The organism is Micromonospora luteifusca, assembly GCF_016907275.1.
Lineage (GTDB): Bacteria > Actinomycetota > Actinomycetes > Mycobacteriales > Micromonosporaceae > Micromonospora > Micromonospora luteifusca.
The window spans coordinates 1,789,716-1,813,893 of the sequence record NZ_JAFBBP010000001.1; the positions used below are offsets into that span (position 1 = coordinate 1,789,716).

Here is a 24,178-nt window from a genome sequence, read left to right on the forward strand (position 1 = left end):
CGCAATCCCTGAGCGCCGCGATCCCCGCAAGAGCGCGCCCTCCGAGCCCGCGAGCCCCGCAATCCCCCCGAGCCCCGAAGTCCCGTCGCCCCACCAGGCCCGCAATCCCCCCGAGCCCCGAAGTCCCGTCGCCCCACCAGGCCCGCAATCCCCCCGAGCCCCGAAGTCCCGTCGCCCCACCAGGCCCGCCGTCCCACAAGCCCCGGGGTCCCGTCGCCCCACGAGGCCCGCCGTCCCGCGAGGCCCGCCGTCCCGCGAGGCCCGCAATCCCGCAATCCCGCGAGGCCCGCGCTTGATCCACACAAGGTCGGCGACATGGCGCTATCGAGCGCCGCTGATGCCCCGATATCGGCGATCTGGAGTCGATCAACTGGTGATCCGACAGGGCGGTGTGGGAATCCGCCCTCCTGGACTCGTGCCTACGGGACACAACGGTCGTAGTGGACGTCGAGCCCGGCATCGCGTGACAACGAGGGCGCAACCCCGTCCGGGCGAGGCGGGGAGCTTCACTGATCGGTGGGCCGGCCGCGCCGTGACGCCGGCGACTCAGGATTGTCGGCCCGGTGGGATTCCTCGCCGGACCACGGCCAGGCCATCATCAATCCGGAGCGCCGCCAGGTCGCCGTCGGTGTCGGTGCGCAGCACCCGGGTGCCGCCCCTGCTCAGCCGGGCGAGCAGCCCCGGGTTGGGGTGGCCGTAGGTGTTGCCGCTGCCCACCGGCACGAGCGCCACCGCTGGCCGCACCGCGTCGAGGAAGCTCGGGTCCTGATACGCCGACCCGTGATGCGCGACCTTCAACACGTCCGCCCGTAACTGGTCGGGCGTCGTCCGCGTCAGCAACGCGTGCTGCTCCTCGGTCTCGGCGTCCCCGGGCAGCAGGATCCGCACTCCGGCCACCGTGGCGCGCAACACCAGCGAGTTGTTGTTCGGGTCGGACCTGGTCCCCGCCAGCGGGTACGGCGGACCGAGCACCACCAGGTCGACGCCCCCGATCGGGTGGCGCGCACCGGCCACGGTGGTGAGCAGCGCAGCCCGCCCGGCGGTCGCCGCCGCCCGGACCAGGTCCCGGCCGCTCTCCGGGTCCGTCGAGGACGGCACCAGCACGGAGTCCACCCGTCGCCCCCGGAACACCCCGGCCACTCCACCCACGTGGTCGGCGTGGAAGTGGCTGACCACCAGCAGCGGCACCTCCCGTACGCCGAGCCGGCGCAGGCAGCCGTCCACCGCGCCCGGCTCCGGCCCGGCGTCCACCACCACCGCCCGGCCGGAGCCGACCGGCAGCACCAGGGCGTCGCCCTGGCCCACCGCGCAGGCCACCACCACCCAACCCGGTGGCGGCCAGCCGGCAGCCGCCAACCGAACCGGCAGGGCGCCCAGGACTGCGGCGACGCCGACAACTGCCACCAGTCGGCGCACGAGGGGCCGTCGCACCGCCACCAGGAGGGCGACCGTCAGGACGGTCAGCAGCAGTGCCCCCGGCACCCCGCCGGGCCACGGCAGAGTGCCGCCCGGCAGCCGGGCGCCCTGGCGGGCGATGACCACCAGCCACCAGGCCGGCCAACTCGCCAACCACGCGACGAACTCGGCGCCGGCCGGCCAGATCGGCGACACAATGGCCGCCAGCACGCCCAGCACGGTCGCCGGCGCGATGGCCGGCACCGCCAGCAGGTTGGCCGGCACCGCAACCAGGCTGACCGTGCCGGAGATGCCGGCGACGACCGGCCCGCACGCCAACTGCGCCGCGGCCGGCACGGCCAGCGCCTCCGCCAGGCCGGGCGGTACGCCGCGCCGCCGCAGCCCGTCCCGCCAGCGCGGCGCGAGCAACAACAGGCCGCCGGTGGCCAGCACGGAGAGCGCGAACCCGGGATCTCCGGCCAGCTCGGGATCGACCAGAACCAACACGGTGACGGCGGCGGCCAACGCGGGCAGCGCGGCCCGGGGACGACCGGCGGCAAGCGCGGCGAGCCCGATCGCCCCCATGGTCGCGGCCCGAACGACGCTCGGTGACGGGCGGACCAGGATGACGAAGCCCACCAGCGCCACTCCGCAGAGCCCGACGGCGAGCCACGGACCGGCTCGCGCCCAGCGAGCCAGCAACAACACCGCGCCAACCACAATCGCCACATTGCTCCCCGACACGGCATTGAGATGTGTCATCCCGGTGGCCCGGAAGTCCTCCTCAACGGCGGGTGGCAACCGACTGGTGTCTCCCACGACCAGCCCCGGCAGCAGCCCGCCCGGATCGTCGGGCAGCGGCGCGCAGGCCCGTTGCAGACCGGCACGCAGGGTGCCGGCGAGACGCTGCGCCCAGGACGACTCACCATGCCGCTCCGGCGGGTCGTTGGTGCTGAGCACCGCCGCGGTGAGATCACCACCGCGTGGGACGCCCAGTCGCCCCTCGGTGCTGACGCGCTGCCCGGGCAGCAGCCCACGCCAGGCCGGGTCGGTGGCCAGGACGAGCAGCCGCACCGACGCGTGGATCCGGTGGCCGTCGGGGCCGGTGAGCCGGACCAGCTCGGTCGACACCAGCAGCATCCCCGGCCGCCCGGCTGAACGGATCGGGCGCGGATCGTCCCGGACCACCACCTCAGCGGTGACCGGAACGCGCTGCTCGGCCAGGGCACGGATCGGCGGCGCGTCCCGAACGACGAGCCGGGCCGCCGTGGCCGCCGCACCGCAGACCACGCCGAGGCCGACCGCGACGGCGATCCAGCCGACGCGGCGGACAGCAACTCGGGGGTTGCCGAGACGGCCGAGCAGGTGCAGCGCGCTGACCGTCGTCAGGACGGCCACCGTCCCGGCCAGCAGCAGGATCGCGCGGGCGCCGAGATGCAGGCCGGCCAACGCGGTCAGCCACGCGGCCACCGCCAGCCCGGCCAGCCGCAGATCCGGCGGTGCGGGCTGAGCCTGGACGGCGTTCAAGCCGCCTGGCGGTGTTGTGCCATCGGCGACAGGGCGGGCGCTCACACCGTCACCAGGTCCTTGAGCTGCTCATACCGTGCGTCGCCGATCCCGTCGACCTGACGCAGGTCGCCGACGGCCTTGAACCCGCCGTGCTGGTCCCGGTGGTCGAGGATGCGCTGGGCGAGCACCGGCCCTACCCCGGGCAGCGCGTCGAGCTGCGCCAGTGTGGCGGTGTTGAGATTCAGTGGACCGGTGGCCGAAGCCGCCCCGCCCGCCGCCGGTCCGCCCGGCGGCGGCGTCACCCCGACCACGATCAGCTCGCCGTCGGTGACCTTGCGGGCGGGGTTGAGCAGCGCCACGTCGACCCCGGGGAGCGGGCCGCCGGCCGCCTGTACCGCGTCGGCGAGGCGGGATCCGGCTGGCAGGCGCACCAAACCGGGTTTTCGGACCTTGCCCGCGACTGCCACCACCAACTCGCCGGAGCCGGACGCGCTGGGGTCAGCAAGGGGCGCGGCCGACGCGGTGTCGCTGACCAGCGGGGCGACCGGCTCCGACTGCGGCCGGGCCTGCCAGGCCCAACCTGCCGCACCCACGACCACCACCACGGCGACCACCGCCAACGCCCGCACACCACGCCGCCCGGGGTCGAACGCCCCCGGGCCGGGCAACCGCGTATCGGGCGGGACCGCGAGGGCGTCCGACGACGGCTCCGCGACCGGCGCGGTGGGCCGGGAGGACAGCGCGTCCGCAGGCACGCCGACCAGGGACGACGGGGATACGTCCGCGAGCGGCGCCTCCGGCCGGGGCGGCGGTGCGGCAGCCGCCTCCGTCAGCCGGCGCAGGCGCTGGCGTACCTCTGTCTCCTCGTCGTGCGACACAGCGCGACGTTATGGCGGCGGCCGGGACGGTGGAGGGTGACGGGCGTCGTCCTGTGGACAACCACCGCCACTGTGGACAACGCCCTGATCATGCCTCGGTCTGCTAGGAGGGGGTCGAAGTGCGGCACGTGGCCTGGGCAACCGGTCTGGTCGCGGACGCCCGCAGCGAGCGGACCACCCTCGCTGGTATGCCCGACTCCGCGCGCCCGTGACCTCCTCGAACTTCCCGCGCACGCCTGACCGTCCGCCGGGTACCGCCGTCGCGCACCGGTAAGCGAATTCCAACCGGCCCGTTGGAGAGCGCGAAGTAGAGTGCATATTGTCGATCTTGAAGGTCCGACCACGGAGGTGGCTCAGATGCGGGCTCGGCTACGGCAGATTCACGTCGGCGGGCAGACCTTCACGTGGCGCGCGGCGCTGCACAGCGTGCAGGTCAACGGTTTCTACCACCGGGCCGTCTACGTTCGCGTCTGGGGATCCGGCGGCAAGAACAGCCAAAAACTCGAAGCGGATCTGTTGTCGGCCCCCGGACCGTACATTGTCGACAACGGCTACCCCACACCCGCCGACGTGCGGGTAGTCATCAGCTATGCGCTGGAGCACGGTTGGCAGCCAGAGCAGCGGGGCGGAACGTTCGCGCTGTCCGAGCGCGAGCATGGTGCCCGGTTCTCGCTGCCGGGTTTCCTGCTGGTTGACCCCGTGCGCACGGCCGAGAGCGCGGACCCACGGCGCAGGTGACCCGCGCCTACGAGACTCAGCAGCGAGGCTGACGGCCGGCGGGCTGTAACGCCCAGATGGGATCTCATGGACTGGGCCCCGGCGCTGCTGCCGCCGGGGACCAATCAGATGGATCAACAAGTCATTGCTGGCTACGCGTTCCCGTACGAGGGCGGACCGTACTTCATGTAATTGCCGGCATATTCGCCGACCGACATCCTGACCCGCACGCCCTCCGGCAGGTAGCTCGAGGTGTGCGACTCGCGGCCATTACGCGAAGACGGATCCCTGATGATGATTTCCGGCGACCACACGCCAGGCTCATGCGACACCGAGACCACCACGATGACGCCCATACCAACGGTCACCTTCTCGGAGCCACCGCGGAGCCCACGGCCCAGGTGGCCCGTGCCCACGAGGCTCAGCAGCGAGGCTGACGGCCGACGGGCCTGCTACACGTACGGCCGGGTGATGATCTCGATCGCGTGCCCCGCCGGGTCCATGAAGTAGAAGCCCCGCCCACCGTGCTCGGTGTTGGTCTCCCCCTCCCGCTTCAGCTGCGGGTCGGCCCAGTAGGTGATGCCGCGCCCCTCGACGAACGCCAGGCACCGTACGAACAGCTCGTCGTCGACGAGGAACGCGTAGTGCTGCATCTGGATGTCCACCGGCGGTTCAGCGAACTGGAGCAGCACGCCCTCGTCCAGCAGAACGTTGACGAACGGCCCCCACGACGGCGCCTCCGGCAGCTCGAACAGCTCCCGATAGAACGCGGCCGACGCGTTCCTGTCCTTGCTGGCGATGATGGTGTGGTTGAACGTGACTGTCATGCGTACCGTCTTCCGGTCGATCCGAAGACCCGACCGGAGGCCCAGAGCGTTCACCCAGCCACACCGATGACAAAGCCCCGAAGGCGCCGACGCCCCGGATCCCGCACAAGAGACGCGTGCATCGCGCCGATCTCGGCGTGGTGGCTGAAGTAGCCAGAACCTCCGGGGGGTAGGCCCATCTGGGGCGCGGCACGGAGGCTAACACAGCGACCCAGGCAGGACAGCGCCTGATCAAGATGAGCCCCGATCGCCGCCAGCGCGCTGCGGTCCTCCTGGTACCTCACGCACTCTTCTTCACGATCCAGCACGATCGCCGGGGGTAGTCAGGCTCCAACGAGCCGCGCCGCTCAGCGGGCCTCCGGGTCGAGGCCGAGCACGGCTCGTCCCCCGTCGACCGGCAGGATCACCCCGTTGACGAAGCTCGCCGCCGGTGACAGCAGGTACGCGACGGCCTCCGCCACCTCGTCGGCCCGCCCGATGCGACCCACCGGGTGCAGCCGATTCAGCTCGGCGTCGATCCACTGGGCCTGGTTGGGCTCCTGCGCGGCCAGGAATTCGGTGTGCCGCTCGGTGGCGATCGAGCCGAGCGCGACGGCGTTGGCGCGGATGCCCTGCCTGCCGTACTCGACGGCCAGCGCCCGGGTCAGCCCCTCCACGGCGGCCTTCGCCGTCGCGTACGGCAGGGCGCCGGACACGGGCCGGCGGGCCTGGTGCGACGAGACGTTGACGATCGCGCCGCCGGCGGCGCGGGTCAGGAACCGGCGGACGGCCACCGCGGCGCCCACCACGGCCGGACGCAGGTTCAGCCCGATCAGGTCCAGTACCGTGTCGGCCGACGCGGAGTGCAGCGTGGCGTCGCGGAACACCGCCGCGTTGTTCACCCAGCCGGTCAGGGGCGCGGCACGTTCGGCCAGTTCGGCGGCGTGCTCGGCCACCCGTTCGTCGGCGGCGTCGCCGATCACCGCGACGAGCCGGTCGGCGGCCGGGTGGCTGGCCAGCCAAGCGGTCGCGTCGGCGTCGCGTTCCAACACGACGACGGTGGCACCGGTCGCCACCAGGCGTTCCACCACGGCCCGGCCGACACCGCGACCGCCCCCGGTGACCACACAGGACGGGGGCACTGCTCAGCCCTCCGGTCGGCGGTGGACGACCACGCAGGCCAGGCCCGGGCCGGCGTGCGCGCCGACGACCGCGCCCGCCTCGGAGACGTACGTGTCGTGCAGCCGGTCACCGAGCCGTTCGGTCAGCGCGGCGCGCAGCGCCTCGGCCCGTTGCGGCGCGGCCAGGTGGTGTACCCCGAGATCCACATCGTCGTCGCCGGCGGCCTCGACGGCCAGGTCCACGAGACGGGAGACTCCCCGGCTGGCGGTGCGGACCTTCTCGCGCAGCACGATCGCCCCGTCCGGCATGTGCATGATCGGCTTGACGGACAGGGCGGTGCCGAACAGCGCTTCGGCCGCGTTGATCCGGCCGCCTCGGCGGAGGAACTCCAGCGTGTCGACGTAGAAGAAGACGGTGGTGCGGGCGACCGCGGCGAGCGCCGCGTCGCGTACACCGGCGAGGTCGACGCCGGCCTCGGCGGCGGTGACGGCCGCGATGGCCGGGAAGCCCAGCCCCATGCCGGCCGAGCGGCTGTCCACGACCTCCACGCGGCCGTCCAGGTCGGCGGCAGCCAGGCGGGCGGCCTCGACCGTGCCGGACAGCGCGGCGGACAGGTGCACCGAGACAACCCCGTCGGCACCGGCGTCGAGTAGTTGGCGGTACGTCCGGGCGAACTGCTCGGGCGCCGGGCGGGAGGTGGTCGCCGTGACCCGGCGCGCGCTCAGCGCCAGGGTGGCATCGGCGGGCTGGGTCTCCACCCCCTCCAGCCCCTCCGCGCCGTTGAGCACGACGGTCAACGGGATCACCGTCAGCCGGTGCGCCTGCGACAGCTCGGGCGGAAGGTAGGCGGTGGAATCGATGACGACCGCGACGGGCATGCCCGGCACGCTAGCCGATCGGGGCCCCGAACGCCGAAGCGCGAGCCCTCAGATCGCGTCGGCGACGACCGGGGCGGTGATCCAGCCGACGTTGTGGGCCCGCAGCTGCCAACCCCGGACGTCCTGGGGACGACCGACGGCCGGCGCGCTGGGTGCGCGCCGCAACTCGGTCCAGTGGCAGTTGGCCAGGGAGCCGACGCTGCGCAGCACGGCCTGGTCCCAGCCGAGCAGGTGACCGATGCCCTGCCGGGAGGCACCACCGTGGGTGGCGACCACCACGGTGCCGTCGGGGGCAGCGTCGGCCGCCTCCAGCAGGGCGGCGGCGACCCGTTCGCCGAGGTCGTGCAGCGGTTCCAGATCGACGCCAGGGTCGGGGTCGCCGGCCCGCCAGCGGGCGTACTCGTCGGGGAAACGCTCCGCGACCTCGGTGAGGTGCAGACCCTGCCACTGGCCGAAGTGCCGCTCGCGCAGCCGGGCGTCGGTGCGTACCGGAAGGCCCGTGAGCGCGGCGAGCGCGGCGGCGGTGTCCGCGGCGCGACTCAGGTCGCTGGCCACGATGGCGTCGGGCCGCAGCGCCGCAAGCAATGGCGCGGCGGCGCGGGCCTGGTCACGGCCCAGTTCGTTGAGGGGTACGTCGGTCTGCCCCTGGACACGATTGGCGGCGTTCCAGTCGGTGTTGCCGTGCCGCCAGACGATCAGCCGGGTCATTCGGCGGTGGCGGACCCGGCGTCGGCCTCGACCAGGTCGCGGTCGACGAACGGGATGGTGGGGCAGTCCTTCCAGAGGCGGTCGAGCCCGTAGAACTCGCGCTCCTCGGTGTGCTGGACATGCACCACGATGTCGACGTAGTCGAGCAGCACCCAACGGCCACCACGCTCGCCCTCGCGCCGAACCGGCTTGGCCTTGTCCGGCATCTCCAGCAGGCGCTCCTCGATGGCGTCGACGATGGCAAGCACCTGACGCTCGTTGGGGGCAGCGGCGAGCACGAACGCGTCGGTGATGGCGAGCTGGTCGCCGACGTCGATGATCGCGATGTCCTGCGCCTTCTTGTCGGCAGCAGCCTGGGCGGCCGCGATAGCCAGCTCGTGAGCGCGTTCGGAAACTGTCACCATTCTCCTTCGATCAAGCGTGCGATCCTCCAAGCGTCTCATACCCGGCGACACCCCGACCCTGCAGTTCTGGCCTGCTTCGTGGCTAAACCGGGCGATATCCGGCGCATTCAGCGCTGATAGAGGCTCCGCTTGGCGATGTACTGCACCACACCGTCGGGCACCAGATACCAAACTGGCTCCCCCCGGGCGACCCGAGCGCGGCAGTCGGTCGACGAGATGGACATCGCGGGGACCTGGATCAGGCTGACGGTGTCCGCCGGCAGGTGCTTGTCGGTCAGCGGGAAGCCGGGACGGGTCACCCCGATGAAGTGCGCCAGCTCGAAGATCTCGTCCAGATCCTTCCAGGACAGGATGCGTTGCAGGGCGTCCGCGCCGGTGATGAAGAACAGCTGCACCTTGGGGCCGTACTCAGCCTGGAGGTCGCGCAGGGTGTCGACCGTGTAGGTCGGCCCGGTGCGGTCGATGTCGACTCGACTGACCTGGAAGCGGGGGTTGGAGGCGGTGGCGATCACGGTCATCAGGTACCGGTCCTCGGCCGGGCTGACCGGTTCGTCAGCCTTCTGCCACGGCTGCCCGGTCGGAACGAAGACCACTTCGTCCAGGCCGAACCGGTCGGCCACCTCGCTCGCCGCGACGAGGTGCCCGTGGTGGATCGGGTCGAAGGTGCCACCCATGATCCCGATCCGCCGGATATCTTCCTCCACCCAGTGATCGTAGGCCGACCGTCCTGGCCGGCCGTCTCGGCCCGGCGCGAGGGGTCGCGGGCGGGCTACCCGTCTGCGTATACTCGTTGACAAGTAATTGGTCACGAGGGCAGGAGGGCAACCGTGCCGAAGCGGCGCAAGGTCAGCAACCTGCTGGCGCTGGCTGTGCTGTCCGCCCTGGCCCAACGACCGATGCACCCGTACGAGATCGCCACCGCACTGCGCACCTGGGGCAAGGACCAGGACATGGAGTTCAAGTGGGGGTCCTTCTACACGGTGATCCGCAACCTGGACAAACACCACCTGATCGACGCGGTGGAAAGCGTCCGCGAGGGCCGACGGCCGGAACGGACCGTCTACCGGATCACCGACGCCGGGCGCGCCGAGCTGGTCGACTGGGCCCGCGAGCTGGTCTCCACCCCGATGCCGGAGCATCCCCGCTTCCGCGCAGGGCTGTCCGTCCTCGCCGCACTGCACCCCGACGAGGCCACCGGCCTGCTCCGCCAGCGGCTCGACCTGCTGGACGACGCCCTCCGGCAGGACCGCGAGACGCTCGACGCCCACCTGCGAGAGGTCCCGCGGCTGTTCCTGGTGGAGTCGGAGTACGACCTGGCCATGCGGGCCGCGGAGGCGGCCTGGCTTCGTGGACTGCTCGCCGAACTCACCTCGGGCAGCTATCCGGGGCTGGACTTCTGGCGGGCCTACCACGAGACCGGCGAGATTCCGCCCGAACTGACCGAGCTGGCCGAGAGGACCAGCACCCCGACCCCGGACACCACCGACTGACGAACGGCTCCGGCGGGGTGCGCCAACACCCCGCCGGAGCCCTTACCTCGAACCGACACCTGGGAAGGCACCCGGCCCGAAGCGGCAATCAGAGGATAGCCGGGCTCCCTCCCAGGTCGGTTCGCACGCGCACGAACCGACAACACCCAGGGAGAGACCATGACCACGGCACGAACCGCGATCGTCATCGGCAGCGGCATCGCCGGACCGGTGACGGCACTCGCACTGCACCGCGCCGGCATCACCGCCACCGTCCACGAGGCGTACCCCGCCACAGCCAGCGGGGTCGGCGGCACCCTCGCACTCGCACCCAACGGCGTCGCGGCTCTGCGCACGGTCGGCGCCGACGAGGCGGTGACCGCGATCGCCACCCCGATCATGCGCAGCGCGATGGCCGTCGGCAGCCGCCACCTCGACCTGCCCACCCTCGCCGGGGCGCCGCCGCTGCGCGTGGTGCACCGGGCCGAGCTGCACCGCGTGCTGCACGACCGGGCGGTCGCCGAGGGCGTCCGGTTCGAGTACGACAGGAGACTGGTCGACGCCGAGCAGACCGACAGCGGGGTGACCGCCCGATTCGAGGACGGCAGCACCGCCACCGCCGACCTCCTCGTCGGCGCGGACGGCATCCGGTCCAGGGTCCGCGGCCTCATCGACCCGTCCGCGCCCGGCCCCCGGTTCACCGGGCTGCTCGGCTTCGAGGCGGTCGCCCGCCACGAGGTGGACGTCGAGCCAGGCACGATGACGTTCGCGTTCGGGCGGCGCGGCTACTACCTGTACTGGCCGGAGCCCGGCGGCGGCACCCGGTGGGGCGCCAACCTGCCGCAGCAGCGGCCGATGAGCACCGTCGAGGCGCGCGCGGTGCCGGCGGCGCAGTGGCTGGACACGCTGCGCACCACCTACGGCGACGACGACCCGGGCCGGGAGCTGATGGCGGCCAGCCACGCCGACGAACTCCAGGTGGCCGGGTCATTGCAGATCATGCCGCCGGTGCCGCACTGGTACCGGGGCCGGATGGTGCTCGTCGGCGATTCGGCGCACGCCCCCTCGAACAGCTCCGGGCAGGGCGCGTCGCTGGCCATCGAGAGTGCGGTGCAGCTCGCCCGCTGCCTGCGCGACCTGCCGGACGTGGAGACGGCGTTCGCCGCGTACGTGCGGCTGCGCCGCGCCCGGGTGGAGAAGGTCGCCGCCCGGGCCGCGCGGATCAACCACGCGAAGGCGCCGGGGCCGGTCGCCCGGACGTTGATGCCGTTGTTGCTTCCGCTGATGGTGCGCACCATGCTGGACCCGGAGAAGACCGTCGCCGAGGAGCAGCGCTACGTCATCAATTGGGACGCTCCGGTCACCATGGAACCCGCGCTGCGCTGAGCCCGGGCGCGGGGTGGCCCACCAGCCACCCCGCGCCGCCAGGCCTCACGCCGCCGCGGCGGCCACCGCCGTCCGGGCCACCAGCGCGCGGCGCAGGTCGTCGTCGGCGTCGGTGACCACCCGACGCAGACCGGGGGTCAGGTCGTCGCCGGCCAGCAGCGCCGCGGCCGCCTCCCGGGTCGGCTGCGCCACGGCGTAGTGGGGAAACGCCAGCTTCGCGACCCGGTCGGCCGTCCACGGGGTACGCCGACGCGAGGCGGCCGGCATCTCCGCGAAGTACCGCTCGACGTAAGCGGCGGTCAGCTCGGCCTGCTCGGGCTGCCAGAACCCCTCGGCGGTCGCCTCCAACAGTCGGTTGGACAACCCGGTGTCCCGCACGATGATCTCCCAGGCCGCCTGCTTCGCGGACGGGTCGGGCAGGGCGGCCCGGCAGAGGGCGGCCCGTTCCGCGCCCGTGGAGCTGTTGTCGGCGGCCGCCTCGATGGCGATCTCCGCCTCGCCGGCGGCGCCCAGCACCACCAGCCGGCGCAGCACCGCCCAGCGCAGCTCCGCGTCGACCTTCAGCCCGGCCGGCACGTCCCGGCCGGCGAGCCAGCCGACGAGCAGATCCGCGTCGGTGGTCGCGGCGATCCAGCCCCGAGCGGCAGCCAGCTGCAGCGACTCGCCCGCCGGCGCACCATCGAGCAGCTGCTGGCATGCGCCGGCGACCCGGGCCAGCGCCGCGGACCGGGTCAGCGGGTCGAGGTAGCGGTCCACCAACGACCGGCTGAGCGTGAGCACGTCCTCGGCGATGATCACCTCGGTCTCGGTGGGCAGGGCGGCGACGATCAGATCGACCAGGGCGGCCACCGGCCGCTCCCCGTCGGTCGCCGCATCCAACGCCTCGCCCCAGAGGAGCGCCCGGGTGAGAGGGTCGGCCAGGCTGGGCAACATCAGCGGAACGGCATCCGCCGACGCCCGGTCGAGGCGCACCTTGGCGAAGGTGAGGTCACCGTCGTTGAGCAGCAACAGCCGGGCCGCCGGCGCACCGGTCAGCGCACCGAGCACCGTCCGGCCACCATCGGCGGCCGGGTCGACATCCACCTCGTCGCGCCGCACGGTGCCGTCCGCCGAGTAGCGGCCCACGCCGATCCGGTGTGGGCGCAGCACCGGGTGCGACTCCGGCGCGGTCTGCACCACGGCCACCTCGGTGTAGCGGCCGTCGGCGTCGACGGCGACCTCGGCGCGCAGCGTGTTGACCTGCGGCCGGCGCAACCACACCTCGGCCCAACCGGAGAGGTCCCGGCCGCTGGCGGTGGAGAGGCTGGCCAGCAGGTCGGCGAGGGTGGCGTTGCCGAAGCGGTGCGCGGCGAAGTGCGCGTTGAGGCCGGCGAGGAACGCCTCGTCACCGAGCCACGCGACCAACTGCCGCAGCACGCTGGCGCCCTTGGCGTACGAGATGCCGTCGAAGTTGAGCAGGCCCTCGTCGGCGTCGGCCACCTCCTGCGGGGCGACCGGGTGGGTGGAGGGGCGCTGGTCGGCCGCGTACCCCCAGGCCTTGCGGCGCAGGGCGAAGGTCGTCCAGGCCTGCTCGAAGCGGGTCGCCTCGGCGATGACCCGGTGGCCCAGGTACTCCGCGAAGGACTCGTTCAACCACAGGTCGTCCCACCAACGCATGGTGACCAGGTCACCGAACCACATGTGCGCCATCTCGTGGGCGATGGTGGTGGCCCGCAGCTCGCGCTGACTGTTTGTGACGGCCGAGCTGAACACATAGTCGTCGCGGAAGGTGACGATGCCAGGGTTCTCCATCGCGCCGGCGTTGAACTCGGGCACGAACGCCTGGTCGTACTTGCCGAACGGGTAGCGCTCGGTGAAAAGCTGGTGGAACCGGTCCAGGCACTGCCGGGTGATGGTGAAGATCTCCTCGGCGTCGGCGTCCAGGTGCTCCGCGAGCGAACGGCGACAGTAGATGCCCAGCGGCACACCATCATGCTCGGCCCGCCGGACGTGGTACGGCCCGGCGATCAGCGAGAAGAAGTACGTGGCCAGCGGCGCGCTCGGGGCGAACTCCCAGCGGCCCGGAGTCGGCCTGGCGCTCACCTCGGCGTTGCCGGAGACCGTCCATTCCGGCGGCGCGGTGACCGAGAGGACGAACGGAGCCTTGAGGTCAGGCTGGTCGAACGCGGCGAAGATGCGCTGCGCATTGTCGAGGAAGCTCATCGCGTAGAGGTAGGTCTCGCCGTCGGCCGGGTCGACGAAGCGGTGCATCCCCTCCCCCGCGTTCGAGTACGCCATCTCGGCCTCGACGATCAGCGTGTTATCTGCCTCCAGCTCGCTCAGCGGCAGCCGGTTGTCGGTCAACAGGTCGGGATCGAGGTCGCGGCCGTTGAGGCGTACCGCCAGCAGTTTCGCGGGCTTGACCTCGGCGAACGTCGCGGCGCCGGAGGTCGCCCGGAACCGGATCGCGACGCGGGAGCGGAACAGCTCCGCGCCGCCGGTCAGGTCGAGGTCCACCTGATAGGACTCGACAGTAATCGCCGCGCCACGCGCGGTCGCCTCTACACGGGTCAGGCTCGGCATCCGCTTATCCTGCCCGATGGGGATCGGCACTCGGTCACCACACGACCCTCGGCACTGGAGGAAAGAACCATGGCGCAGCACCCCAAGGGCGACTTCGACCTCTCTCGAGCGGTCTGGCAGCGGGCCGAGGGGGACACCTCCGACAGCGCCGTTGAGGTCGCCTTCGTCGACGACCTGATCGGGATGCGCAACTCCGCCGAACCCGAAGGACCGGTGCTGGTCTTCACCCAGGCCGAGTGGGACGCGTTCGTTGCCGGCGCCCAGGACGGGGAGTTTGACCTGGACTGACCGCCCTCGGCACCTCGTCGCTGTTGGCGTGCCGTGCCGGTGCCGGTAACCCGGACACCGGCGCGGCGACGCGAGCGGAGACCTGCTCCGGGTGTCAGGGTTCGCCGAGTTTGGCCACGCGTGCCGCCTCGCCAACGGTCACCCGTCGCCCGGGCCGTCGCCATCGCCCCAGCCGAGGCCGCCGGGACCGGGGGCGTGGTGGAAGCCGGGGTGATCGGCCACGTCGACGCAGCGCTCCCCGTCCGGGCCGACTGCCCCGCAGAACAGCCGCTCGGCCCGGTGCCAGGCGTCGGCCGGCGACAGCGCCGCCGCACCGAGGGCCACCTCCGGACGGAGCAGGCTCAACGCCTCCGCGTACGCCACGGCAACCTCGCGGGCATCGGCCGCGCCGGGCGCGGTGAAGCCCAGATGCACGGTGAAGAACCGGTGCGGCCGCGTGGGCCGCCGGGGCGGCCCGAGCAGTGCCCGCCCGTCGCGACCCAAGCCCAGCGCCTCGACCGCGCGCCGCTGCCGCCAGTGTGGCGACCTGTTGTCCCGCATGCTTCCTCCCCGTGGTCGTGGCCGTCGGCCCACCAGCAGCAAACCAGGTTTCGCCGCCCCTGGGAGGGGCCAGCCGGCGCGGGGATTCAGCGGCGACGACGGGGGTAAACGCACGGCGAGCCGTCGCTGGCGTCGAGCAGGCCGGCGGCGGAGAGCAGGCCGTCGGCGACCGTCAGCACCTGCGCGGGAGGAGACCCGATGGCGAGCATGCCGGCCGACCGCAGCCCGGACAGCACCCTCGCGCTGCTCCGCTCCGGCTACCGGTTCATCGGCGAACGCTGCGAGCGGTACGGCAGCGACATCTTCCGGACCCGGATCCTGCTCGCCCCGGCCATCTGCCTGCGCGGCCGGCCGGCAGCGGAGCTGTTCTACGACAACGAGCGCTTCGAACGGGCGAACGCGATGCCGCTGCGGGTGCAGCGGACCCTCACCGGACGGGGCGGCGTGCAGGGGTTGGACGGGCCGGAGCACCGGGACCGCAAGGCCATGTTCATGTCGATCATGACACCGACCGCCATCCGGCGGCTCGGCGAACTCTTCGACGACGAGTGGCAGACCCGGATCCCCGCCTGGGAGGGCGCTGGGCCAGTGCTGCTCTACGACGAGCTGGGCCGGCTGCTGACCCGGGTGGTCTGCGCCTGGGCCGGGGTGCCCCTGCCCGCGTCGCAGGTCGAGCGGCGCGCCGTCGAGCTGCACGCCATGATCGAAGCTCCGGCGGTGGTCGGCCCCCGACACTGGCGGGGGTGGCTCGCCCGGCACCGCGCCGAACGGTGGCTCGCCGCCCTCATCGAGCGGACCCGGGCCGGCTTCTCGCCGGCACCGACCGGCAGCGCCCTGGCGGTGATCGCCGAACACCGCGACAGGCGGGGCAAGCTCCTCCCCCGGCGGATCGCGGCGGTGGAGCTGCTCAACGTGCTGCGCCCGGTGGTCGCCGTGGACCAGTACCTCGTCTTCGCCGCGCTCGCCCTGCACGACCATCCGGCCTGGCGGGAGCGGGTCCGCGACGACGACGAAACCGCCGAGCAATTCGTCCAGGAAGTACGTCGCTACTACCCCTTCTTCCCGATGGCGGCGGCCCGGGTCCGACACCCCTTCGACTGGCAGGGCCACCACTTTCCCCGCGGCCGACGCGTGCTGCTCGACCTCTACGGCACCAACCACCACCCGTCGCTCTGGCCACAACCGGAGCTCTTCCGTCCGGACCGGTTCACCGGCCGTCGGGTAGACCCGTTCGAGCTGATCCCGCAGGGCGGCGGTGACCACTGGGCCGGGCACCGCTGCGCGGGCGAGTGGATCACCATCGACCTGATGAAGCGGGCGGTCGCCAACCTGACCACCGCCATGCGCTACGACATCCCGGCCCAGAACCTGGCCCTGGACCTGCACCGGATGCCCGCGCTGCCACCCATCGGCCTGACCCTCACCAACATCCGCGGCACCGCCTGACACCACCCCGACCGTTGTCCTGCCCAGGAGGCGCCGATGCCCTCGGTCAACCCCACCGATGACGCACCCTGCGCCGCGCGTCGGTGGGACGGCAGGCACGGTGCCAGCACACTGCCGGCCCGCCTGCCGATGACGTACGTGCTGCCGCTGCGCTGGCACAACGACACCGGCCTGGCCGAACTGACCGGCTACCTGCGCTGGCTGGCGGGGCGAGTCGACGTACTCGTGGTCGACGGCTCGGCACCGGACCTCTTCGCGCGGCACGCGCAAGCCTGGCGAGGGCTGGTCCGGCACCTTCCACCCGATCGCACCGATCGCGGGCTCAACGGCAAGGTGATCGGGGTGTGCACCGGCGTCCGCGCGGCCGAACACGAACACGTGGTGATCGCCGATGACGACGTCCGGTACGACGATGCGGGGCTGACCGCTGTGCACCGCCTGCTCGGCCGGGCCGATCTGGTACGACCACAGAACTACTTCGACCCCCTGCCCTGGCATGCCTGGTGGGACACCGGCCGGACGCTGCTCAACCGGGCGCTCGGCGCGGACTACCCGGGCACCCTGGCCGTGCGCCGCAGCACCTTCCTCGCCATGGGCGAGTACGACCCGGACGTGCTCTTCGAGAACCTGGAGCTGATTCGGACCATCCGTGCACACGACGGCACCGAGGCCGCCCCGGCCTGGCTGTACGTACGCCGGCTGCCGCCGGACGCCACCCACTTCCGCGGCCAACGTGTCCGCCAGGCGTACGACGATCTGGCCCAGCCCGCCCGCCTGGTGACCGCGCTCGCGGTCCTGCCGGCGCTGGCCGCGGCGGTCGCGGCCCGCCGGCCCGCGCTGCTGCTCGGCGCGGCGGCCGGCACCGTCGCCCTCGCCGAGCTGGGCCGCCGCCGGGCGGGCGGCACCAGGGTCTTCCCGCCGGCAACGGCGCTGGCGGCCCCGGTCTGGCTGCTGGAGCGCGGCGTGTGCGGCTGGCTCGCGGTCGCCCAGCGGTTCCTGTTCGGCGGTGTCCGCTACGGCGAAACCCGAATCCGCCGAGCCGCCCACCCGACCCACACCCTGCAGCGTCGCCCCCGCCCCCATTAACCCCACCCCGCGCCCCCGCCCCTCCCTCCCCGCCTCTCCCTCCCCCGCCCTTCACCCCTTCACCTCCGCTCCCGCTCCCGCTCGCGACAGCTCGCGGTCACCGTGGTGGCCGCGAGCTGTCGCGATTGCGGTGGTGCGGGGTGGGGTCAGGGGCTGACCTGCTGCCGGGCCTGCTGCGCCTGGTCCTTGACGTCGTGCGCGGCCGACCTCGTGTCGTCCTTGACCGCGTGCACGGCGTCCTGAGCTGTGGACTTCACCGACTCGGCAGCGTGCTGGGCCGGCTCGCGCAGTTCCTCCTTGAGTTCGCTGGCGACCGCGCCCAGCTTCTCCGTCACCGCCCCGCTGTGCTCGCTGGCCTTGGCCTTCACCTGGGTCGCGACCTCCTGCTCACGGCGGGAGGCCGGGATCAGCGACGAGGCCAGCCAGCCGACCCCGAACGCGATCAGACCGGCGGCGAGAGGGTTGCCCTGGGACTTCTGCCGGATCACCCGCGGCGCGCTGTGCGCGGCGTCGCTGACGGTGGTCGCCGCCGAGTGCGCGGCGTCGCTGACGCCGGAGGCCGCCGACGAGGCGCGGTCACCCACCGAGTGGGCGGCCTGGCCGGTGCCGTGGCCGAGGTCAGACGCGGTTCCCATGACCTTGTCCCTCACATTCTGCAGAGCGGAACGGGCCCGCTGCTTGCGGTCGTCGACGATGCGGCTGGGGCTGACCTTGTACGCCAACGCGTCCACATCGGAGCTGAGACTGTTTCGGGTGGCTTCGATCTCCCGGCGGATCTGATCGGGATCGGTGCTCATCGGGTGACTCCCTCCGGGTGCGGCTTGAGCGCGTCGGGGATCCGCTGCACGCTGTCGTTGGTCTGCTTGAGCCCGCGTACGTGCTGGGCGTTCTTCTTGGCCATGGAGTAGAGGACCGCAGCGACCACGGCCCAGATCACGGCCACGATCAGCGCGGCCAGGCCGGAGTCCATGACGTTGTCCATGAACTGCCACACGGCGATGGACACGAAGAGCGCCACCATGTAGCCGCCGAAGCCGGCGCCGCCGAACAGCCCGGCGGCCTTGCCTGCCTTCTTGCCCTCCTGGCGGATCTCGGCCTTGGCCAGCTCGACCTCCTGACGCATCAGCGTCGACAGGTCGGTGGTGACCTGACGCATCAGGTCACCCAGCGAGTTGCTCTTCACCTCCGCCGCGGTGTGCGGGGCACCCGCGTCGGGGTGGTATCCGGAGTCCAGCCCGGACCCCTGCGTCGGCATGGTCATGCCGTCGCCTCCCTTCGGATGACTCGGCGGCTCACGGGCGGGGGCTGCCGCTGGACGGCACGCCCGGCAGCGGGTCGGTCTGGGTCACCGGCGGCAGCGGCTGACCGGTGCCGGAGTGCTCCGGGTAGTCGCCCCGGTTGGGCTCGGCATAACCACCGGACGCCTGGTCGGCGTAGCCACCGGACGCCTGGTCGGCGTAGCCACCGGACGTCGGCGGGGTGTGCGTGCCGGGGGTCGGGTCGAGGTAGCCGCCCGGCGGGACGGCGTCGGGCACCGCCCGGGGCGCTGGCGTCGGCGGCGGCGTCGGGATCACGGCGGTCTGCTCCGGGTCGTACGCCCCAGCGCCCCGGTAGGTGGAGGATCCGTTGCCGGAGTCGTCGCCAGCGGCCGAGATGCCGCGGGTCAGCCGGCCGGCCAGCACGCCGAGGACCGCCGCGCCGACCAGGAATGTGCCGGGGTTGCGCCGCGCGTAGTCACGTACCTCGGTGAGCAGGTCGCCGGGCTCGCGCTCCTCGAGCCAGCCGGCGACGCCGTGCACCCGGTCGGCGGCCTGGCGGGCCAGCTCGCTCACCGGACCGGCCTGGCCACCCTGCTCGGCCATCGAGCGCATCTCGTCGGCCAGCGAACGCAGCCCGCCAGCGGCCCGCCGCTGCTGCTCACCGGTCTGGCTGGCGAGCTGGGTGCGGGCCTCGCCGTAGAGGTTGCGGGCCTGCCGGGCCGCCTCGCGGCCGACCTCAGTGCCCTGCTCCTTGGCCGTCTGGGCGACCGCCCCGCCAGCCTGCGCGGCTTCGGAACCGACGTGTCGCGCCTGGTCGCGGACGCCACCACCGTTGGTCGACTCCTGCCCGTACGTGGAAGACGTGGGTGAAAGATCGTAAGACATGATTTCCCTTCCGCTCAGAAAGTCGTCGCGGTTGTGCTGGGGGATGCGGTCGGCGTTGCCGCGGCCGCTGACCAAATCCCTACCCTGGGTTTCGGCTTCCATACCTCTTCGTGCATTTCTCTGCGCGGCAGGCCGGATCGACTTCAAAATGGAGGATCGTCGGGCTGCGTCACGTCGCCGCTGCGGACAGTGAGGTTCGCGAGGGCTGGCAGATCCACGGAGGGGGCAGCGATGGCACGAGACGCGCGAGGTGGCCGACCGACCGGCCATCGTCCCCGGGTCCAGTCGGCCGCGTTGGCCGTGGCCGGGGTGTTTCTGCTGATCGGCGTCCTCGGCTTCATACCCGGCATCACCACCGACTACGGCAAGCTGAGGTTCGCCGGGCACCACTCGGACGCTCTGCTGCTCGGGCTCTTCCAGGTGTCGATCCTGCACAACGCGGTGCACCTGCTGTTCGGGCTGGTCGGTCTGGTGCTGGCCCGCAGTGTCGGGGGCGCCCGGCTCTTCCTGGCCGGCGGCGGTGCGGCCTACCTCGCGCTCTGGCTGTACGGCCTGGCGATCGAGGCCGTCGACCCGGAGGCCGGGGCGAACATCCTGCCGCTCAACGACGCCGACAACTGGCTGCACCTCGCGCTCGGCTTCGGGATGCTCGCGCTCGGGCTGTTGCTGTCGAACCAGGCGGGCACCGGCGGACGCCTGGACAACCCCGCCGCTCGACACTGACCTGGCGCTACGGGTTTCGCCGTCGCGCCCGTAGGGGTAACCGATCAGCGAAGGAGGTGCGACATGCCTCGTTGGCTTCGCAACAACGCGCTGGCCGTCGCCATGCTGGGGGCGTTCCTGGCCTTCCTCGTGCTGCAGAGCGTCTTCGGCTGGCAGACCCACAACGAGGAGCTGACCGAGTTCGGGGCCGCGCCGCTGAGCTGGCCGGCGTACCTGACCAGCGGGCACTTCATCGAGTCCGTCTTCGAGAACTGGGAGTCGGAGTTCCTCCAGATGGGCGGGTACGTGCTGCTCACCGCGTACCTGGTGCAGCGGGGCTCGGCCGAGTCGAAGCCGGTGCAGCAGACCGACCGGCCGAAGGACGACGAGCGCCGGGCCACCCCGCAGTCACCCTGGCCGGTACGCGTCGGCGGCCTGCCACTGGTGATCTACCGCAACAGCCTCTCCCTCGCACTGCTGCTGATCTTCGCCGGTTCGTTCCTCGGTCACCTGCTGGGTGGCACCGCCGCGTACAACCAGGAGCAGGCGCTACAGAGCGGCGCGCCGCCGATCGGGGTGTGGGAGTTCCTCGGCACCAGCGAATTCTGGTTCCAGTCCATGCAGAACTGGCAGAGTGAGTTCCTCGCGGTCGGTGCGCTGATCCTGCTGAGCATCGTCCTGCGCCAGCACGCCTCACCCGAGTCGAAGCCGGTGACCGTCGAGCACGCCAGCACCGGCACCTGACCGGCGGCGACCCCGCGCTCAGGCCGCGACCGGAAGCCGCTTCGCGAAACAGATGCTGTACGGGTTGCCCACGTATTCGCCGAAGACCGGGATCTGGTCGTAGCCACACGAGGTGTACAGCGCGATCGCCGCCGGCAGGTAGGTCCCGGTCTCCAGGCAGACCACCGAGTGCCCCTGCCGGAACGCGCACTCCTCCAGTGCGGCCAGCAACTGGCGGGCGATGCCCCGCCCCCGGTACGCGGGCCGCACGTACATCCGCTTGACCTCGCCGGTCTCGGCGTCGATCGACTGGAGCGCTCCGCAGGCGACCGCCCGCCCGTTCACCACCACCGCAAGGTAGCGGACGTCGTCGTGGGGGACGAAGACCTGCCCATCCAGTCCGCCATCGGCCTCGCGCAGCTCACGCTGCTGCGCGATGACCAGGGCGGCGATCTCCGGATCGATGGCAGGCCGGGACTCGATCAGCATCACCCCACGCTAGGACCGGAGGATTTCGCGAAGGTTTCCGGAAATCAACCCGATCACGGAGCGCAACGGGCTACTCGGCGTCGTCCTCGTCGTCGATGTCGTCGAGGTCGTCGGACGAGTCCGCACCGACCTCGTCCGCCGACCGCACCCGGCGAGCCTTGCGGGCAGCGAGCCGGTCCGCCGCAGAAAGCCGGTTCGACTTCTCCTCCAGGCGGACGTCGGTGCCCCGGTTGCCGGGTACGAAGTCCACGCCGGCGTAGAGCGTCGGCTGCCAGTCGAACTCGCGCTCACCGATCCGGACCAGGTCCCCGGGCTGCGCGCCGGCCTTGGCCAGCTTGTCTTCCACCCCGAGCCGGGCCAGCCGGTCGGCCAGGTAACCGACGGCCTCGTCGTTGTCGAAGGTGGTCTGCTTGACCCAACGCTCCGGCCGGGTACCGCGAACGGTGAACGAACCGTCCGCCTCGGCCGTGATGGTGAAGCCGTCGTCGTCCACGGCGATCGGACGGATCACGACCCGGGTCGGCTCGGCGGGCGGCGCGGCCTTGCGCTCCGCCTCGACCAGCTCGGCCATCGCGTAGGTGAGCTCCTTGAGGCCTTCCCGCGTGGCGGCGGAGACCTCGAACACCTGGTAGCCGCGCTCCTCCAGGTCGGGGCGCACGATTTCGGCGAGGTCCCGGCCGTCCGGCACGTCGACCTTGTTCACGGCGACCAGCCGGGGCCGTTCGGAGAGCCCGGCCCCGTACTCGGCCAGCTCGGCCTCGATGGCGTCGATGTCGGCGACCGGGTCACGCCCGGGCTCCAGGGTCGCCGAGTCGATGACGTGCACCAGCACCGCACAGCGTTCGATGTGCCGCAGGAACTCCAGGCCCAGACCCTTGCCGGTCGCCGCGCCGGGGATCAGACCCGGCACGTCCGCGACGGTGAAGGTGTGGTTGTCCATCCGGACCACACCGAGGTTGGGCACCAGGGTGGTGAACGGGTAGTCGGCGATCTTCGGCTTGGCCGCGGAGATCACCGAGATCAGCGACGACTTGCCGGCCGACGGGAAACCCACCAGGCCCACGTCGGCGACGCTCTTGAGCTCCAGCACGATGTCCAACTGGTCGCCCGGCTCGCCCAGCTCGGCGAAACCCGGAGCCTTGCGCTTGGCGTTGGCCAGCGAGGCGTTGCCCCGCCCGCCACGCCCACCACGGGCCACCTCGAAGGTGGTGCCGGCGCCGACCATGTCGGCCAGCACCGTGCCGTCGGAGGTCTGCACCACGGTGCCGTTGGGCACCTTGAGCACCAGGTTGTGACCGTTGGCCCCGTCCCGGTTCGACCCAGCGCCGCCCTTGCCGTTGTCGGCCTTGACGTGCGGATGGAAGTGGAAGTCGAGCAGCGTGGTCACCTGCGGGTCGACCACCAGCGACACGCTGCCGCCGTGCCCGCCGTTGCCGCCGTCCGGCCCGCCGAACGGCTTGAACTTCTCGCGGTGGATCGAGACACAACCGTGCCCGCCATCGCCGGCCTGCAGATGCAGAACGACCCGGTCAACGAACGTTGCCACGGCGTCAATCCTTCCAGCGAGGTCCAACCCCGCACTTCGAAAAAAAACTAAGCGGGCCGGGACCCGGAGGTCCGCGGCCCGCTTAGCCCGAGAACTACTGCTGCGGAACGATGCTGACGGTCTTACGACCGCGCTTGGTGCCGAACAGGACCGCACCGGCGGACAGCGCGAACAGCGTGTCGTCGCCGCCACGGCCGACCAGGTCACCGGGGTGGAACTTGGTGCCACGCTGCCGGATGATGATCTCACCGGCGCTGACGACCTGACCACCGAAGCGCTTCACGCCGAGTCGCTGGGCCGCGGAGTCACGACCGTTACGCGAGCTGGACGCACCCTTTTTATGAGCCATTGGAGGACGACCTACTTCCCGCTGGAAATGCCGGTCACCTTGACCTGGGTCAACGGCTGGCGATGACCCTGGCGCTTGTGGTAGCCGGTCTTGTTCTTGAACTTGTGGATCCGGATCTTCGGGCCCTTGGTGTGCGCGGCAATTTCGCCGGACACCGCGACCTCGGCAAGCTTCGCCGCGTCGGTCACCAGGTCGTCACCGTCGACGAGGAGCACCGCGGTGAGCTTCACCGCGTCACCGGGGGCACCGGTGAGCTTCTCGACCTCGATCACGTCGCCCTCGGCGACCTTGTACTGCTTGCCGCCGGTCTTGACGATCGCGTACATCGGAGGCGGACTCCCTGTCGTTGAGGCTGCTGGCGGTCGTCCCCGCGGCGGCTCGCCGGGTAGCAGTGCACGGCGGCGCGGGCACACGGGAACTCGGCACACCAAAAGTGCGCCGCAGGCAAGAGTACGCCATTGTTGGCCCGGACCCCAAACCGGCCCGCCCTGGTCAGCGCGCGCAGAGCTGGTCGAGGCGCTGCTGGAGCCGGTCGAGCTCGGTTTCGTCGATCGACTCGACGTCCGCGCCGAGCGCGGCCACTTCGGTGCCGATGTCGGTGAGCAGAGTCTTGAGCTGCGGATCGGTGGCCCGCTCCGACTGCTCCCGCAACTGGGTCCGCCAGCCGGCCAGCGCCGCCTCAGCCCGCCTGCGGGCAGCCTCGGCCGTGCCGCTGTCCCCTGCACCCACCGCCGCGATCATCTGACCCAACTCGGCCACGTACGTCTGGAGGGCGGTCGTGCTGGCCTGCTGGGCTGCGGCGCAGACCTGCGGGGCAACCCCCGCCGCACCGCCACTGGCCGGCATGGCGGTGGCTCCGGGGTAGGTGACACCAGCCGCCGGACCGGAGCCCCCGGTGGTCCCACCGGTCGGACCCGCCCCGGCGCCTGGCCGGTCGGCGGCACAGCCCGCCGCGCCGAGGAGCACGGTGACCAGCGCGGTGACGGCGAGCAGACGACGCATCTTCTTCTCCTGACCCGGGACGGCTGATC

At 72.0% G+C, this 24,178-nt stretch carries 28 protein-coding genes; 8 read left to right on the plus strand and 20 right to left on the minus strand.

The window, feature by feature from the left end:
- Positions 1-546: 546 nt before the first annotated feature.
- Positions 547-2,922, minus strand: a complete 2,376-nt coding sequence (locus tag JOD64_RS07670) for a ComEC/Rec2 family competence protein (RefSeq protein ID WP_204945954.1) — start codon at positions 2,920-2,922, stop codon at positions 547-549.
- Between the two features lie 41 nt (positions 2,923-2,963).
- A complete protein-coding gene (locus tag JOD64_RS07675; RefSeq protein ID WP_204941602.1) occupies positions 2,964-3,782 on the minus strand; it encodes a ComEA family DNA-binding protein in 819 nt (272 codons plus the stop codon).
- A 357-nt stretch (positions 3,783-4,139) separates the two neighbouring features.
- On the opposite strand from JOD64_RS07675, the gene JOD64_RS07680 reads away from it, so the two are divergent.
- A complete protein-coding gene (locus JOD64_RS07680; RefSeq protein WP_204941603.1) occupies positions 4,140-4,520 on the plus strand; it encodes an integrase in 381 nt (126 codons plus the stop codon).
- A gap of 131 nt (positions 4,521-4,651) precedes the next feature.
- On the opposite strand, the gene JOD64_RS07685 is transcribed toward JOD64_RS07680, so the two are convergent.
- The 7 genes from JOD64_RS07685 to nadD all read right to left on the minus strand — a co-directional run bounded on the left by JOD64_RS07685 (position 4,652) and on the right by nadD (position 9,121).
- Positions 4,652-4,855, minus strand: a complete 204-nt coding sequence (locus JOD64_RS07685) for a hypothetical protein (RefSeq protein ID WP_204941604.1) — start codon at positions 4,853-4,855, stop codon at positions 4,652-4,654.
- Positions 4,856-4,951: 96 nt separating this feature from the next.
- The gene (locus JOD64_RS07690; protein WP_204941605.1) at positions 4,952-5,326 is read right to left on the minus strand and encodes a VOC family protein; all 375 of its coding nucleotides are present in this window, start codon (positions 5,324-5,326) and stop codon (positions 4,952-4,954) included.
- 347 nt (positions 5,327-5,673) lie between these two features.
- Positions 5,674-6,447 carry an SDR family NAD(P)-dependent oxidoreductase gene (locus JOD64_RS07695; protein ID WP_204941606.1) on the minus strand — a complete coding sequence of 258 codons (774 nt, stop codon included), beginning with the start codon at positions 6,445-6,447 and terminating at the stop codon, positions 5,674-5,676.
- 3 nt (positions 6,448-6,450) lie between these two features.
- The gene (locus JOD64_RS07700) at positions 6,451-7,305 is read right to left on the minus strand and encodes a DegV family protein (RefSeq protein ID WP_204941607.1); all 855 of its coding nucleotides are present in this window, start codon (positions 7,303-7,305) and stop codon (positions 6,451-6,453) included.
- A 48-nt stretch (positions 7,306-7,353) separates the two neighbouring features.
- A complete protein-coding gene (locus JOD64_RS07705) occupies positions 7,354-8,013 on the minus strand; it encodes a histidine phosphatase family protein (RefSeq protein WP_204941608.1) in 660 nt (219 codons plus the stop codon).
- Positions 8,010-8,414, minus strand: coding sequence for a ribosome silencing factor (rsfS, locus tag JOD64_RS07710; protein ID WP_204941609.1), 405 nt, complete (start codon positions 8,412-8,414; stop codon positions 8,010-8,012). The genes JOD64_RS07705 and rsfS overlap by 4 nt, the downstream gene beginning before the upstream one ends.
- A gap of 110 nt (positions 8,415-8,524) precedes the next feature.
- A complete protein-coding gene (nadD, locus tag JOD64_RS07715) occupies positions 8,525-9,121 on the minus strand; it encodes a nicotinate-nucleotide adenylyltransferase (RefSeq protein WP_130403717.1) in 597 nt (198 codons plus the stop codon).
- A 123-nt stretch (positions 9,122-9,244) separates the two neighbouring features.
- On the opposite strand from nadD, the gene JOD64_RS07720 reads away from it, so the two are divergent.
- Both JOD64_RS07720 and JOD64_RS07725 read left to right on the plus strand, forming a co-directional pair.
- On the plus strand, positions 9,245-9,907 hold the full coding sequence (locus JOD64_RS07720) for a PadR family transcriptional regulator (RefSeq protein ID WP_204941610.1): 663 nt from the start codon (positions 9,245-9,247) through the stop codon (positions 9,905-9,907).
- A 159-nt stretch (positions 9,908-10,066) separates the two neighbouring features.
- Positions 10,067-11,272 (plus strand): FAD-dependent oxidoreductase, encoded by a 1,206-nt coding sequence (locus JOD64_RS07725; RefSeq protein WP_204941611.1) that lies wholly within the window; start codon positions 10,067-10,069, stop codon positions 11,270-11,272.
- Between the two features lie 45 nt (positions 11,273-11,317).
- Here the strand turns inward: JOD64_RS07725 and pepN are convergent, their stop codons facing one another.
- Positions 11,318-13,834 (minus strand): aminopeptidase N, encoded by a 2,517-nt coding sequence (pepN, locus tag JOD64_RS07730; RefSeq protein WP_204941612.1) that lies wholly within the window; start codon positions 13,832-13,834, stop codon positions 11,318-11,320.
- Positions 13,835-13,903: 69 nt separating this feature from the next.
- Between pepN and JOD64_RS07735 the strand changes: the two genes are divergently transcribed.
- The gene (locus JOD64_RS07735) at positions 13,904-14,122 is read left to right on the plus strand and encodes a DUF397 domain-containing protein (RefSeq protein ID WP_030491749.1); all 219 of its coding nucleotides are present in this window, start codon (positions 13,904-13,906) and stop codon (positions 14,120-14,122) included.
- A 138-nt stretch (positions 14,123-14,260) separates the two neighbouring features.
- Here JOD64_RS07735 and JOD64_RS07740 read toward each other — a convergent pair whose 3' ends face one another.
- Together JOD64_RS07740 and JOD64_RS33440 are read right to left on the minus strand one after the other, a co-directional pair.
- Positions 14,261-14,662 carry a hypothetical protein gene (locus tag JOD64_RS07740; RefSeq protein WP_204941613.1) on the minus strand — a complete coding sequence of 134 codons (402 nt, stop codon included), beginning with the start codon at positions 14,660-14,662 and terminating at the stop codon, positions 14,261-14,263.
- An 86-nt stretch (positions 14,663-14,748) separates the two neighbouring features.
- Positions 14,749-14,871, minus strand: a complete 123-nt coding sequence (locus tag JOD64_RS33440) for a hypothetical protein (protein WP_275581412.1) — start codon at positions 14,869-14,871, stop codon at positions 14,749-14,751.
- Between JOD64_RS33440 and JOD64_RS07745 the strand changes: the two genes are divergently transcribed.
- Together JOD64_RS07745 and JOD64_RS07750 are read left to right on the plus strand one after the other, a co-directional pair.
- On the plus strand, positions 14,861-16,108 hold the full coding sequence (locus JOD64_RS07745) for a cytochrome P450 (RefSeq protein ID WP_204941614.1): 1,248 nt from the start codon (positions 14,861-14,863) through the stop codon (positions 16,106-16,108). The two genes, JOD64_RS33440 and JOD64_RS07745, sit on opposite strands and share 11 nt — an antisense overlap.
- Positions 16,109-16,144: 36 nt before the next feature.
- Positions 16,145-17,194, plus strand: a complete 1,050-nt coding sequence (locus JOD64_RS07750; protein WP_204941615.1) for a glycosyltransferase family 2 protein — start codon at positions 16,145-16,147, stop codon at positions 17,192-17,194.
- A 146-nt stretch (positions 17,195-17,340) separates the two neighbouring features.
- On the opposite strand, the gene JOD64_RS07755 is transcribed toward JOD64_RS07750, so the two are convergent.
- The 3 genes from JOD64_RS07755 to JOD64_RS07765 are packed head-to-tail and all read right to left on the minus strand — an operon-like array spanning position 17,341 to position 19,338.
- Positions 17,341-17,991: a DUF3618 domain-containing protein gene (locus tag JOD64_RS07755; RefSeq protein ID WP_204941616.1), complete on the minus strand. Its 651-nt coding sequence runs from the start codon at positions 17,989-17,991 to the stop codon at positions 17,341-17,343.
- The gene (locus JOD64_RS07760) at positions 17,988-18,455 is read right to left on the minus strand and encodes a phage holin family protein (RefSeq protein WP_204941617.1); all 468 of its coding nucleotides are present in this window, start codon (positions 18,453-18,455) and stop codon (positions 17,988-17,990) included. Before JOD64_RS07760 ends, JOD64_RS07755 begins: the two co-directional genes overlap by 4 nt.
- Positions 18,456-18,486: 31 nt before the next feature.
- The gene (locus tag JOD64_RS07765) at positions 18,487-19,338 is read right to left on the minus strand and encodes a hypothetical protein (protein ID WP_204941618.1); all 852 of its coding nucleotides are present in this window, start codon (positions 19,336-19,338) and stop codon (positions 18,487-18,489) included.
- 231 nt (positions 19,339-19,569) lie between these two features.
- On the opposite strand from JOD64_RS07765, the gene JOD64_RS07770 reads away from it, so the two are divergent.
- The gene (locus tag JOD64_RS07770) at positions 19,570-20,061 is read left to right on the plus strand and encodes a DUF4383 domain-containing protein (RefSeq protein ID WP_204941619.1); all 492 of its coding nucleotides are present in this window, start codon (positions 19,570-19,572) and stop codon (positions 20,059-20,061) included.
- A 63-nt stretch (positions 20,062-20,124) separates the two neighbouring features.
- Positions 20,125-20,784 carry a DUF6766 family protein gene (locus JOD64_RS07775; RefSeq protein ID WP_204941620.1) on the plus strand — a complete coding sequence of 220 codons (660 nt, stop codon included), beginning with the start codon at positions 20,125-20,127 and terminating at the stop codon, positions 20,782-20,784.
- Between the two features lie 18 nt (positions 20,785-20,802).
- Here JOD64_RS07775 and JOD64_RS07780 read toward each other — a convergent pair whose 3' ends face one another.
- The 5 genes from JOD64_RS07780 to JOD64_RS07800 form a co-directional block, all read right to left on the minus strand.
- Entirely contained in the window at positions 20,803-21,252 is a 450-nt protein-coding gene (locus tag JOD64_RS07780) for a GNAT family N-acetyltransferase (RefSeq protein ID WP_204941621.1), read from the minus strand.
- Between the two features lie 70 nt (positions 21,253-21,322).
- On the minus strand, positions 21,323-22,798 hold the full coding sequence (gene obgE, locus JOD64_RS07785; RefSeq protein WP_204941622.1) for a GTPase ObgE: 1,476 nt from the start codon (positions 22,796-22,798) through the stop codon (positions 21,323-21,325).
- Between the two features lie 94 nt (positions 22,799-22,892).
- Entirely contained in the window at positions 22,893-23,147 is a 255-nt protein-coding gene (rpmA, locus tag JOD64_RS07790; protein WP_007464062.1) for a 50S ribosomal protein L27, read from the minus strand.
- 11 nt (positions 23,148-23,158) lie between these two features.
- Complete coding sequence (gene rplU, locus JOD64_RS07795) at positions 23,159-23,473, minus strand: 50S ribosomal protein L21 (RefSeq protein ID WP_007464063.1); 315 nt, start codon at positions 23,471-23,473, stop codon at positions 23,159-23,161.
- A 166-nt stretch (positions 23,474-23,639) separates the two neighbouring features.
- Entirely contained in the window at positions 23,640-24,149 is a 510-nt protein-coding gene (locus tag JOD64_RS07800; RefSeq protein ID WP_204941623.1) for a hypothetical protein, read from the minus strand.
- Positions 24,150-24,178 lie beyond the last annotated feature (29 nt).

Bases quoted from the DNA above. Each gene is read 5' to 3' on its own strand.
- pepN (WP_204941612.1), bottom strand. From the start codon at position 13,834: ATGCCGAGCCTGACCCGTGTAGAGGCGACCGCGCGTGGCGCGGCGATT.
- JOD64_RS07770 (WP_204941619.1), top strand. From the start codon at position 19,570: ATGGCACGAGACGCGCGAGGTGGCCGACCGACCGGCCATCGTCCCCGG.
- JOD64_RS07680 (WP_204941603.1), top strand. From the start codon at position 4,140: ATGCGGGCTCGGCTACGGCAGATTCACGTCGGCGGGCAGACCTTCACG.
- JOD64_RS33440 (WP_275581412.1), bottom strand. From the start codon at position 14,871: ATGCTCGCCATCGGGTCTCCTCCCGCGCAGGTGCTGACGGTCGCCGAC.
- JOD64_RS07725 (WP_204941611.1), top strand. From the start codon at position 10,067: ATGACCACGGCACGAACCGCGATCGTCATCGGCAGCGGCATCGCCGGA.
- JOD64_RS07750 (WP_204941615.1), top strand. From the start codon at position 16,145: ATGCCCTCGGTCAACCCCACCGATGACGCACCCTGCGCCGCGCGTCGG.
- JOD64_RS07775 (WP_204941620.1), top strand. From the start codon at position 20,125: ATGCCTCGTTGGCTTCGCAACAACGCGCTGGCCGTCGCCATGCTGGGG.
- rplU (WP_007464063.1), bottom strand. From the start codon at position 23,473: ATGTACGCGATCGTCAAGACCGGCGGCAAGCAGTACAAGGTCGCCGAG.
- JOD64_RS07735 (WP_030491749.1), top strand. From the start codon at position 13,904: ATGGCGCAGCACCCCAAGGGCGACTTCGACCTCTCTCGAGCGGTCTGG.
- JOD64_RS07755 (WP_204941616.1), bottom strand. From the start codon at position 17,991: ATGAGCACCGATCCCGATCAGATCCGCCGGGAGATCGAAGCCACCCGA.
- JOD64_RS07745 (WP_204941614.1), top strand. From the start codon at position 14,861: ATGGCGAGCATGCCGGCCGACCGCAGCCCGGACAGCACCCTCGCGCTG.
- JOD64_RS07760 (WP_204941617.1), bottom strand. From the start codon at position 18,455: ATGACCATGCCGACGCAGGGGTCCGGGCTGGACTCCGGATACCACCCC.
- JOD64_RS07765 (WP_204941618.1), bottom strand. From the start codon at position 19,338: ATGTCTTACGATCTTTCACCCACGTCTTCCACGTACGGGCAGGAGTCG.
- JOD64_RS07700 (WP_204941607.1), bottom strand. From the start codon at position 7,305: ATGCCCGTCGCGGTCGTCATCGATTCCACCGCCTACCTTCCGCCCGAG.
- JOD64_RS07740 (WP_204941613.1), bottom strand. From the start codon at position 14,662: ATGCGGGACAACAGGTCGCCACACTGGCGGCAGCGGCGCGCGGTCGAG.
- JOD64_RS07705 (WP_204941608.1), bottom strand. From the start codon at position 8,013: ATGACCCGGCTGATCGTCTGGCGGCACGGCAACACCGACTGGAACGCC.
- JOD64_RS07800 (WP_204941623.1), bottom strand. From the start codon at position 24,149: ATGCGTCGTCTGCTCGCCGTCACCGCGCTGGTCACCGTGCTCCTCGGC.
- JOD64_RS07685 (WP_204941604.1), bottom strand. From the start codon at position 4,855: ATGGGCGTCATCGTGGTGGTCTCGGTGTCGCATGAGCCTGGCGTGTGG.
- JOD64_RS07690 (WP_204941605.1), bottom strand. From the start codon at position 5,326: ATGACAGTCACGTTCAACCACACCATCATCGCCAGCAAGGACAGGAAC.
- rpmA (WP_007464062.1), bottom strand. From the start codon at position 23,147: ATGGCTCATAAAAAGGGTGCGTCCAGCTCGCGTAACGGTCGTGACTCC.
- JOD64_RS07780 (WP_204941621.1), bottom strand. From the start codon at position 21,252: ATGCTGATCGAGTCCCGGCCTGCCATCGATCCGGAGATCGCCGCCCTG.